This is a genomic window from Domibacillus indicus (genome assembly GCF_023715895.1).
Classification (GTDB): Bacteria; Bacillota; Bacilli; order Bacillales; family Domibacillaceae; genus Domibacillus; species Domibacillus indicus_A.
This window is the reverse complement of the sequence record NZ_JAMBOO010000062.1, coordinates 1-905: the sequence shown is the minus strand read 5'-3', so window position 1 is coordinate 905 and position 905 is coordinate 1. Positions and strand designations below refer to the sequence as shown.

General features: G+C 42.9%; 1 pseudogene. It reads right to left on the bottom strand.

Features of this window, described 5'->3' with window-relative positions:
- Positions 1–18: 18 nt before the first annotated feature.
- Positions 19–905, bottom strand: a pseudogene (locus M3221_RS25415) (IS3 family transposase); the annotation flags it as partial.

The window sequence follows — 905 nt, the reverse complement described above, 5'->3', positions numbered from 1 at the left end:
TGGATTGTCAACACTAAATCAGACAGCCTTTTTAAGGGACGATTGCTTGTATTCAATTGGGCTTACATAGCCTAGTGTTCCGTGAATTCGTAGCTTGTTAAACCAGTTGACATAGTCACTAAATTCGAGTGTGAGATGTTCTAGACTATCAAACCTCATCTGGCGAACAAATTCTGTTTTGATGATTTTAAACGTGGCTTCCGCCACGGCGTTATCATATGGACAGCCTTTCATGCTTAAAGAGCGGCCAATCTGGAAGGCTGCTAATGTCTCATCAATTAACTGGTTTTTAAACTCGCTGCCACGGTCAGTATGGAACAGCTGGATATCCCGCAGATCACCTTGAATGGAAGAAAAAGCCCGTGCGACAAGGTTCGCATCTTTGCTTGGTCCTGTGCTGAAGCCAATAATTTCGCGATTAAAGAGATCGACAAAGATACATACGTAATGCCATTTATTTTTGACTTTGACGTATGTTAAATCGCTAACGACAACTTTTTTCGCTTCTGTCTGCTGAAACTCACGTTTCAATTCATTTGCCTGAGCTGATTCATTACATGGCGTTTTCTGTGGTTTGAACTGTGCTACCGTATAGGAAGAAACAAGCCCTTGTTCCTTCATGATACGGCCAATACGTCTCCTGGATACCATAAATCCACGTTTGTGCAGTTCGACTTTGATTTTACGGGTGCCGTAGGCACTTCGGTTTTGTTCAAAAATCTCTATGACAGCGCCTGTTACGTCGTCTTCTGACTGCCGTTCTTTGGCCTCGTAATAATACGTACTACGTGAGATTTGCAGGACGCTGCACATTGCTGATACCGAGTATTTGTCTTGGTTTCGCTTGATGACATTTACTTTCGTCCCATGATCAGCGCGGCTTGCTTTAAAATATCATTCTCCAT